General features: G+C 67.5%; 8 protein-coding genes and 1 pseudogene. 6 read left to right on the plus strand and 3 right to left on the minus strand.

Annotated features, from left to right (window positions below; all coding sequences use genetic code 11):
• Positions 1 to 129: 129 nt before the first annotated feature.
• Entirely contained in the window at positions 130 to 2,178 is a 2,049-nt protein-coding gene (locus tag CF68_RS20865; protein ID WP_035822409.1) for an NAD(+) synthase, read from the minus strand.
• A 184-nt stretch (positions 2,179 to 2,362) separates the two neighbouring features.
• Here CF68_RS20865 and CF68_RS20870 point away from each other — a divergent pair, with 184 nt between their 5' ends.
• Positions 2,363 to 3,616 (plus strand): GNAT family N-acetyltransferase, encoded by a 1,254-nt coding sequence (locus CF68_RS20870; RefSeq protein WP_035822412.1) that lies wholly within the window; start codon positions 2,363 to 2,365, stop codon positions 3,614 to 3,616.
• A gap of 16 nt (positions 3,617 to 3,632) precedes the next feature.
• Here CF68_RS20870 and CF68_RS20875 read toward each other — a convergent pair whose 3' ends face one another.
• A complete protein-coding gene (locus tag CF68_RS20875; protein ID WP_035822415.1) occupies positions 3,633 to 4,205 on the minus strand; it encodes a cytochrome b in 573 nt (190 codons plus the stop codon).
• 124 nt (positions 4,206 to 4,329) lie between these two features.
• A complete protein-coding gene (gene ppa, locus CF68_RS20880) occupies positions 4,330 to 4,857 on the minus strand; it encodes an inorganic diphosphatase (protein WP_035822416.1) in 528 nt (175 codons plus the stop codon).
• Between the two features lie 192 nt (positions 4,858 to 5,049).
• On the opposite strand from ppa, the gene CF68_RS20885 reads away from it, so the two are divergent.
• The 5 genes and pseudogenes from CF68_RS20885 to CF68_RS20905 form a co-directional block, all read left to right on the plus strand.
• Complete coding sequence (locus CF68_RS20885) at positions 5,050 to 6,486, plus strand: aldehyde dehydrogenase family protein (protein ID WP_035822418.1); 1,437 nt, start codon at positions 5,050 to 5,052, stop codon at positions 6,484 to 6,486.
• Positions 6,479 to 6,721: a hypothetical protein gene (locus CF68_RS20890; protein ID WP_010813008.1), complete on the plus strand. Its 243-nt coding sequence runs from the start codon at positions 6,479 to 6,481 to the stop codon at positions 6,719 to 6,721. Before CF68_RS20885 ends, CF68_RS20890 begins: the two co-directional genes overlap by 8 nt.
• A gap of 60 nt (positions 6,722 to 6,781) precedes the next feature.
• On the plus strand, positions 6,782 to 7,540 hold the full coding sequence (locus CF68_RS20895; RefSeq protein ID WP_035822420.1) for an SDR family oxidoreductase: 759 nt from the start codon (positions 6,782 to 6,784) through the stop codon (positions 7,538 to 7,540).
• 82 nt (positions 7,541 to 7,622) lie between these two features.
• Positions 7,623 to 8,930 (plus strand): MFS transporter, encoded by a 1,308-nt coding sequence (locus CF68_RS20900; protein ID WP_035822422.1) that lies wholly within the window; start codon positions 7,623 to 7,625, stop codon positions 8,928 to 8,930.
• A gap of 248 nt (positions 8,931 to 9,178) precedes the next feature.
• Positions 9,179 to 9,458, plus strand: a pseudogene (locus CF68_RS20905) (hypothetical protein); the annotation flags it as partial.

Raw genomic sequence — 9,458 nt, forward strand, 5'->3', positions numbered from 1 at the left:
GGCGCGGCCGCAGCGTTGGCTAGCACGCATCCGGGCACGCGCCGGCCCTGTGGATAACCCTGTGGACAGCCACTGGAGAAACTGTGCACAAGCCGCCACCCAGGAGCCGGGGCACGACCGGCGCTGCGCTCAATCCGGCACCTTCTCCAGGTCCGCCAGCCACACCACCGACTCTGAATCGCTCGGCGCACGCCAGTCCCCCCGCGGCGACAGCGATCCGCCCGAGCCCACCTTGGGCGCGTTCGGGATGCATGAGCGCTTGAACTGGCTGGTGCGGAAGAAACGGTCCAGGAAGATCGCCAGGTTGCGCTTGATCTCCGGCAGCCCGTACTGGTTGCGCACCACATGCGGGCCGTTGGGCCAGACGCCGCGCTCGCGGTCGCCCCAGGCATGCTGCGCCAGGAAGGCGATCTTGGACGGCGTGAAGCCGAAGCGCAGCGTGTAGTAGAGGTTGAAGTCCTGCAGCTCATACGGGCCGATGGTGCTCTCGGTCTTCTGCTCGGGGCCATGGTTGCTGTCGCCCGGAACCAGCTCGGGGCTGATGTCGGTGTCGAGCACGGCCAGCAGCACGTCGGAACCGCCCTCGCCCACTTGCCTGGTCTCGGCCACCCAGCGCACCAGGTGCGAGATCAGCGTCTTGGGCACACTGGCGTTGACGTTGTAGTGCGACATGTGGTCGCCCACGCCATAGGTGCACCAGCCCAGCGCCAGTTCGCTCAGGTCGCCGGTGCCGATCACGATGGCGTGGTGGAAGTTGGCCAGCCGGAACAGGTGGTTGGTGCGCTCGCCGGCCTGTACGTTCTCGAAGGTCACGTCGTAGACCTTCTCGCCGGCGGCGTACGGGTGGCCCAGGTCCTTCAGCATGGCCAGGCACGACGGACGGATGTCGATCTCGGTCGCGGTGCAGCCTACCACCTGCATCAGCTGGCGCGCCTGCAGCAGGGTGCGGTCGCTGGTGGCGAAGCCCGGCATGGTGTAGGCCAGGATATTGGCGCGGGGCAGCCCCAGGCGGTCAATCGCCTTGGCGCAGACCAGCAGCGCATGGGTGGAATCCAGCCCGCCCGACACGCCGATCACCACCTTGCTGATCCTGCTGGCCGACAGGCGCTGCACCAGCGCCTGCACCTGGATGTTGTAGACCTCCATGCAGCGTTCATCGCGCCGGCGCGGATCGGCCGGCACGTACGGGAAGCGCGCCACGTTGCGCGCCAGCGGCAGCGACTTTTCCAGCGTCAGGTCGAGCGGGAAGCGAACCACGCGGAACTTGTCCACTTCTGCCTTGTGCCGCCGCACCGAGTGGCCGAAGGTCACCTGGTGCATGCGCTCGCGCGACAGCCGCTCGACGTCGATATCGGCGCAGAGCAGGTGCGAGGTATCGGCAAAGCGGTCGGATTCGGCCAGCAGCTCGCCGTTCTCGCAGATCAGCGCCTGGCCGTCCCAGGCCAGGTCGGTGGAGGACTCGCCCTTGCCGGCCGAGGTGTACAGGTAGGCCGCCAGGCATCGCGCCGACTGCTGCGAGACCAGCTGGTGCCGGTAGCCGGCCTTGCCGACCACGATATTCGAGGCCGACAGGTTGACCAGCACCGTGGCCCCAGCCAGCGCCGCAAACGACGACGGCGGGATCGGCACCCAGACGTCTTCGCAGATTTCCGCGTGGAAGCGGAAGTCGGGGATGTCCTCGACATCGAACAGCAGCCCGGCGCCGAACGGCACGTCCTGGCCCAGCAGCCGGATCGACTCGACCGCGGCGTTGTCGGCGGCGCTGAACTGGCGCGCCTCGTAGAACTCCGAGTAGTTCGGCAGGTAGGACTTGGGCACCACGCCCTGGACACGCCCGCGCGCCACCACCACGGCGCAGTTGAACAACTGGTGCTCGACCCGCAGCGGCATGCCGACGATCAGCGCCGCCGGCAGCTTGCGCGAGGCCTCGACGATGGTGGCCAGCGCCGCCTCGCAGGCGTCCAGCAGCGCGCGCTGGTGGAACAGGTCGTCGCAGGTGTATGCGGAGATGCCCAGCTCCGGGAACGCCACCAGCACGGCGCCCTGCTGTGCCGCCTGCGCCGCCAGGGCCATGGTCTCGGCGGCGTTGAAGGTCGGGTCGGCCACCCGGCAGACGGGCACGCCCACCGCGACACGCGCAAAGCCGTGGGAATACAGGTTGAAAAACGGGTTCTTCATATCGGGCCTTGGTTATCGAACCATCCGGACCATGCCGCCGCCTGAAGCATCCCGGGATGCCTCGGCAAGCACTGGTGACGAGGATGCTCCATTTTACGACGGTCGCCCCGCGCCTGCCGCGCGGCACAGCAACGGCGCATCGTTTCCGGTAGACTCGATCGATCCACAGACGGGAACTGGTGCAATGCAGTCTGAATCATGCGTGCCCGGCGAGGGCAAGGACCAGCGCCAGCCGGCACAGCACAAGCGCAAGGCGGCAGGCGTCCCTGCGCAGGAATACCGTACCGAGATCATCTCCGACCTGGGCGAGATCGATGCCGCCGCCTGGGACGCCCTGGTGGCGCACCACGCCGACGCCACGCCGTTCCTGAAGCATGCCTTCCTGCACGCCCTGCACACCAGCGGCAGCGCCTGCGCCGAGACCGGGTGGAACCCGCGCTACCTGACGTTGTGGGCGCCGGCCAAGGACGGCCACCCGGAACGGCTGGCCGCGGCCATGCCGCTCTACGCCAAGGCGCATTCCTATGGCGAATATGTCTTCGACTGGGCCTGGGCCGACGCCTATGCCCGCAACGGGCTCGAGTACTACCCCAAATGGCTGGCGGCAATTCCCTTCACGCCGGTGCGCGGCGCGCGGCTGCTGGCCGAAGACGCCCATGGGCGCCGCCTGCTGCTGCAGATGGCGCTGGCGCTGGCCGCCGAAAGCCAGATGTCGTCGCTGCACATCCTGTTCCCCGACGAGGCGGAAGCCGCCCTGATGCAGCAGGCCGGCATGCTGATGCGGCATGGCGTGCAGTTCCACTGGACCAATGACGGCTACGGCAGCTTCGACGACTTCCTCGCCACGCTGTCGCAGAAAAAGCGCAAGAACATCCGCGCCGAGCGCCGGCAGGTCGCGCAGGCCGGCATCAGCTTCCGCCGCCTGCGTGGCGCGCAGATCGACGACGACGCGTGGAAATTCTTCAACCGGTGCTATCGCCAGACTTACCGCGAGCACCATTCAACGCCCTACCTGAACCTGGATTTCTTCCGGCGCATCGGCGCCGCCATGCCGCAGCACCTGCTGCTGGTGATCGCCGAGCGCGAGGGCCAGCCCATCGCCAGCTCGCTGCTGGTCTATGACGATACGCCCGAAGTCAGCACGCTCTACGGGCGCTACTGGGGCGCGCTCGAGTACCACGCTTGCCTGCACTTCGAAACCGCGTACTACCAGCCGCTGGAATTCTGCATCGAGCAAGGCATAGGCACCTTCGAAGGCGGCGCCCAGGGCGAGCACAAGATGGCGCGCGGCTTCCTGCCGGTGGCCACGCGCTCGGCCCACTGGCTGGCGCATCCCGCCTTTGCCGATGCGGTCGAGCGCTTCCTCGCGCGCGAGCGCCAGGGCATCGACGCCTACCTGGACGAGCTGGGCGAACGCAACCCGTTCACCCGCGCCTGAAGACTCCGCGCAGCGCTCAGCGCCACATCCGCCGCAGCGTGTTGTCGCCCAGCATGTAGTGGTGGAACAGCGACGCCATCGCATGCAGCCCGATCGCCAGGTAGAAGGCGGTGCCCAGGGTCTCGTGGACCTCCTTGACGGTGTCCTTCAGCGCCGGGTCGGCTGCCACCAGCGCTGGCACTTCCACCCCCAGCGAAGGCAGCGCCAGCAGATGACCTCCGGCGTTCATCGCCAGCAGCCCCAGCAACGGCTGGGCCAGGATATACAGATACAACACCCAATGCATGGCCTCGCCGGCCAGCTGCATCCAGCGCGCGCCCGGCTCCGGCGCGGGCGCTCCGCGCACCAGGCGCCACAGCAGGCGCGGCATTGCCAGCAGCAGCACCAGCGCGCCCGCCCATTCATGGACTGTCATGGCCAGCGCCCGCGGCGGCGTGCCCTTGGCAAAACTGCCCTTCAGCTCGATCGCGGCATAGGCCAGCGCCACCAGCAGGAATACCGCCCAGTGGAAGCACGCCGCCAGCCGGTCATAGCGGCGCAGCGGCGACAGGGCCTGCGGCAATGCCTGGATTTCGGTGATGGGATTCATGGGGACTCCTCTTGTCAGCACCCGCACAGCGTAGCGCAAGGCACTTGCCCGGGTGCTGCCGTGCATCAAGTGCGCAGCAACAAAAAACCCCGCCGGAGCGGGGCTTCTTCAGCGGCGGTTCAGCTTACTTCTTGTAGTTGGCCACGCCGTCGGTGATTTCCTTGTGGGCTTCTTCGATGCCGGCCCAGCCTTCGACCTTGACCCACTTGCCGGCTTCCAGTGCCTTGTAGTGCTCAAAGAAGTGCTTGATCTGGTCCAGCTGGTTCTGCGGCACGTCCGACAGGCCCTTCATGTAGGCCGTGGCCGGCGACAGCTTGTCCACCGGAACAGCCACCAGCTTGGCGTCCACGCCCGCCTCGTCGGTCATCTTCAGCATGCCGAGTGCACGGCAGCGCACCACGGCGCCGGCCAGGATCGGGAACGGCGACAGCACCAGCACATCCACCGGGTCGCCGTCGCCCGACAGCGTCTGCGGGATGTAGCCGTAGTTGGCCGGATAGCGCATGCCGGTGCCGATAAAGCGGTCGACGAACAGCAGGCCGGTTTCCTTGTCTGCCTCGTACTTCACCGGATCGCTCTGGGCCGAGATCTCGATGATGACGTTGAAATCGTTGGGGATGTCCTTGCCCGGGGACACGAGATTGAAGCTCATGCGGTTCTCCAGATGCCTGCGGTGTGTTGTTGGATGGCGGGCATTATAGCGGCTCATGCCTGACCGCAGGCTGACAGGCCGGCGGATGCGCAGAGGACATGGCGCGTTGCAGGCTGGCCGCTGTCGGCGATAATGGCGCATTCTTCAGCCGTCACTGAATAGCGCAGCCGCCGCGCTGCCCCGGAGCCACCCATGCACGCCCAGCACTTCGTCGCCAACCGCCTGATCGCGCCCGACAACGGCCTGCGCATCAAGGTCTTCGATCCGTCCAACGGCGAGCCGTTCGCCGAGATCGCACGCGGCAATGCCACCGATATCAACGTCGCCGTCCATGCGGCGCGCCAGGCCGCCGAAGGCGCCTGGGGCCAGATGGCGCCAGCCGAGCGGGTGCGCCTGCTCAACCGCGTCGCCGTGGCGCTGATCGCCCACGAGGACGAACTGGCAGCGCTCGAGGCCCGCGACACCGGGAAGCCGCTGCGCCAGGCGCACGCCGATGCCCGCGCCGTGGCCCGCTATTTCGAGTTCTACGCCGGCGCGGTAGACAAGCTGCACGGCCAGACCATCCCCTACAACCCCGGCTACACCGTGCTGACCGTGCGCGAGCCGCACGGCGTGACCGGCCACATCATCCCGTGGAACTACCCGCTGCAGATCTTCGGGCGCAGCGTGGGCGCGGCGCTGGCCACCGGCAACGCCTGCGTGGTCAAGCCGGCCGAGGATGCCTGCCTGTCGCTGCTGCGCGTGGCCGAGATCGCCGCCGAGGCCGGCCTGCCCGAAGGCGCGCTCAATATCATCACCGGCTACGGCCATGAAGCCGGCGCCGCGCTGGCGCGCCACCCGGGCATCAACCATATCTCGTTCACCGGCTCGCCCCAGACCGGCAAGCAGGTGGCCCAGCTGGCCGCCGAGAACCACGTGCCGGTCACGCTGGAGCTGGGCGGCAAGTCGCCGCAGATCGTCTTTGCCGATGCCGACCTGGATACGCTGGTGCCGGTGGTGGTCAACGGCATCGTGCAGAATGCCGGCCAGACCTGCTCGGCCGGCAGCCGCCTGCTGGTGGAGCGGCCGGTCTATGACGCGCTGCTCGACCGGCTGGCGTCGGTATTCGAGTCGCTGCGCGTGGGCCCGTCCGAGCTCGACCTGGAATGCGGGCCGCTGATCAGCCGCAAGCAGCAGCAGCGCGTGTGGGACTTTGTCTCGGATGCGCAGCACGCCGGCGTGGCCGTGATGGCGCAAGGCCAGATCGTGGCCGAGGCGCCCGAGGCCGGCTACTACCAGGTGCCGATGCTGTTCCGCGACGTGCCGCCGGCGCACCGGCTGGCGCAGGAAGAAGTGTTCGGCCCGCTGCTGGCGGCGATGCCGTTCGACACCGAGGCCGAGGCCATCGCACTGGCCAACGGCACGCCTTACGGACTCGTGGCCGGGGTCTGGACGCGCGACGGCGGGCGCCAGCTGCGCCTGGCGCACAAGCTGCGCGCGGGCCAGGTCTTTATCAACAACTACGGTGCCGGCGGCGGCGTTGAACTGCCCTTCGGCGGCACTGGCCAGTCCGGCTACGGCCGCGAGAAGGGCTTCGAGGCCCTGTACGCATTCACCACCCTGAAAACCATCGCCATCCAACATGGGTAACATCAATTTCCTGTCCGTCGCCTTTGCCATCTTCTTTTTCTGGATGGCATGGCATGTCCGGAACAAGCGCGCCACCAATCCTTCCGGCATGCCGCGGCTGCAGGTCTTCAAGCGCAAGTGGGGCGACGTCGTCGGCGACCGCGTGCACTGGTGCCTGTATGTGGCACTGCCCTTCCTGCTGGCACTGATGATGGTTGCCAATGCCCTGCGCGGGCGGGGGCCGTTTTCGCACTAGGCATTGAGTACCCCGCAGCACGGATCACCAGAACATAACCACAACACCAGGAGACAAGCCATGAGACTGGCCAACAAGGTAGCGATCGTCACCGGCGGCGGTTCCGGCTTCGGCGAAGGCATTGCCCACACCTTTGCGCGCGAAGGCGCCAACGTGGTGGTGGCCGACCTGCGCGAGGAAGCCGCCGAACGCGTCGCCGCCGCGATCCGCGATGCCGGCGGCCGGGCCCGCGCGGTGCGCGCCGACGTCTCGCGCGAAGCCGGCACCGAGGCCATGCGCGAAGCCGCGCTGGCCACCTTCGGCGACGTCCATATCGTGGTCAACAACGCCGGCACGACCCATCGCAACAAGCCCATCCTCGAAGTCACCGAGGAGGAGTTCGACCGGGTCTACGCCGTCAACGTCAAGAGCATCTACTGGTCGGCGCGCGCCTTTATCCCACACTTCCGCCAGCGCGGCGGCGGCGTGTTCGTCAATATCGCCTCCACTGCCGGCATCCGGCCGCGCCCGGGCCTGGTCTGGTACAACGGCAGCAAGGGCGCGGTGATCACCGCCAGCAAGGCCATGGCCGCGGAACTCGGCAAGGACAACATCCGCGTCAACTGCGTCAACCCGGTGATCGGCGCCACCGCCCTGCTCGAAGAATTCATGGGCATGCCCGATACGCCCGAGAACCGCGCCAAGTTCCTTGCCACCATCCCGATGGGCCGCATGTCGACCCCGCAGGACGTGGCCAACGCCTGCCTGTACCTGGCCTCGGACGAAGCGGCCTTTATCACCGGCACCTGCATCGAAGTGGACGGCGGCCGCTGCGTCTGAGCCGGTGCCCGCCGCCTGCCCTCCCACTTAGTCGTAGCTGTAAAACGCGTCACACAGAAGCGCCATATCCTCAGGAGACAGCATGACAACGACCGCAGTAAACCCCGGCGTCAGCGACGCCGCCTTTGAAGACGCCACCTACCGCAAGGTCAGCTGGCGCCTGGTGCCCTTCCTCTTGCTGTGCTACGTGGTGGCCTACCTGGACCGCGTCAACGTGGGCTTTGCCAAGCTGCAGATGCTCAACGACCTGCAGTTCAGCGAGACCATCTATGGCTTGGGCGCCGGCATTTTCTTCATCGGCTACTTCCTGTTCGAAGTGCCCAGCAACGTGATCCTGCACAAGGTGGGCGCGCGCATCTGGATCGCGCGCATCATGATCACCTGGGGTGCGATCTCGGCGGCGATGATGTTCGTCACCACGCCGACCATGTTCTACGTGCTGCGCTTCCTGCTGGGCATTGCCGAGGCCGGCTTCTTCCCCGGCATCATCCTGTACCTGACCTACTGGTACCCGGCCAACCGGCGCGGACGCACCACCACCTACTTCATGACCGCGGTCGCGCTGGCAGGCGTGATCGGCGGGCCGCTGTCGGGCTGGATCATGCAGTCCTTCCACGGCCACAACGGCTGGTCCGGCTGGCAGTGGATGTTCCTGCTTGAGGGCATTCCGTCGATCCTGGTGGGCCTGTGGGTGCTGGCCTACCTGGACGACCGCATCGCCCACGCCAAGTGGCTGTCGCCGCAAGAGAAGGCGCTGCTGGAGCGCAATATCGCCAGCGAGGATGCGCACAAGGAAGACCCGCCGATCCGCACCGTGATGTCCAGCCCGCGCGTCTGGCTGATGAGCGCGATCTACTTCTGCTTCGTGATGGGCCTGTACGGCGTCAGCTTCTGGCTGCCGACCATCATCAAGCAGACCGGCGTCAAGGGCGCGCTCGATATCGGCCTGCTGACCGCCATCCCCTATGGCTGCGCGGTGGTCGGCATGGTGCTGGTGGCCTACAGCGCAGACCGCAGCGGCGAGCGCCGCTGGCATATCGCGCTGCCCGCGCTGGCCGGTTCGCTGGGCCTGCTGCTGTCGGTGCAATGGCATAACGACACCACGCTGGCAATGGTGGCGCTGACGCTGGCCACCATCGGCATCCTGACCACGCTGCCGCTGTTCTGGAGCTTGCCGACTTCCTTCCTGGCCGGCACTGGCGCGGCCGCGGGCATCGCGCTGATCAACTCGCTGGGCAACCTTGCGGGCTTCCTCAGCCCCTATGCGGTGGGCTGGCTCAAGGACCTGACCCACAGCACCGATTCGGGCATGTACCTGCTGGCCGCTTGCCTGGTGGTGGGCGCGGCGCTGACGCTGTCGGTGCCCAAGCGGCTGGTGAGCCGGAAATAGCCCGTCCGCCAGGATCACACGCCGTCAACGGCCCTTCCCTTGCGGGCAGGGCCGTTTTTCTTCCGGCACCTGCGAAGTCGCTCGCACGCCGCCTGCGGGCCACAATGCGCCGTCGGCTGACGCGGATGTAGGACCAAGCCCGGCAGTGTCGCCCATCCCTGGGCCCTAGGATGGAAAAGAGAGACCCGGAGTGATCCCACGGGGTCCTCCGGGGCATCTGATTCCGTAGCTCGCCCAAGGAGGCCACGATGCCGCACCTGCCCCCGTTTGCCCCTACCCGTTCGCTGGAACTTGTCGAAGCGCGCCTGGCACGGCGCTCGCGCGTCAAGCGCCTGGTGATCGCGCTTAGCGCCGGCGTGGTCGCGCTGCTGGCCCTGGTGCCGGCGGCCAGCCATGCGCAGGCGCCGGTGGTGGACGCCAGCCCTGCGCCTGCCGCCCCGGGCAGCACCATGGCGCCGACCCCGGGTGCCACCATGCCGGCCGCGCCGCCGGCCGACACCATGCCACCTGCCACACAGCCCGCACCGG

This window comes from Cupriavidus sp. SK-4 (genome assembly GCF_000611125.1).
GTDB classification, from domain to species: domain Bacteria; phylum Pseudomonadota; class Gammaproteobacteria; order Burkholderiales; family Burkholderiaceae; genus Cupriavidus; species Cupriavidus necator.

Bases quoted from the DNA above. Each gene is read 5' to 3' on its own strand.
- CF68_RS20895 (WP_035822420.1), top strand. From the start codon at position 6,782: ATGAGACTGGCCAACAAGGTAGCGATCGTCACCGGCGGCGGTTCCGGC.
- CF68_RS20865 (WP_035822409.1), bottom strand. From the start codon at position 2,178: ATGAAGAACCCGTTTTTCAACCTGTATTCCCACGGCTTTGCGCGTGTC.
- CF68_RS20870 (WP_035822412.1), top strand. From the start codon at position 2,363: ATGCAGTCTGAATCATGCGTGCCCGGCGAGGGCAAGGACCAGCGCCAG.
- CF68_RS20875 (WP_035822415.1), bottom strand. From the start codon at position 4,205: ATGAATCCCATCACCGAAATCCAGGCATTGCCGCAGGCCCTGTCGCCG.
- ppa (WP_035822416.1), bottom strand. From the start codon at position 4,857: ATGAGCTTCAATCTCGTGTCCCCGGGCAAGGACATCCCCAACGATTTC.
- CF68_RS20885 (WP_035822418.1), top strand. From the start codon at position 5,050: ATGCACGCCCAGCACTTCGTCGCCAACCGCCTGATCGCGCCCGACAAC.
- CF68_RS20890 (WP_010813008.1), top strand. From the start codon at position 6,479: ATGGGTAACATCAATTTCCTGTCCGTCGCCTTTGCCATCTTCTTTTTC.
- CF68_RS20900 (WP_035822422.1), top strand. From the start codon at position 7,623: ATGACAACGACCGCAGTAAACCCCGGCGTCAGCGACGCCGCCTTTGAA.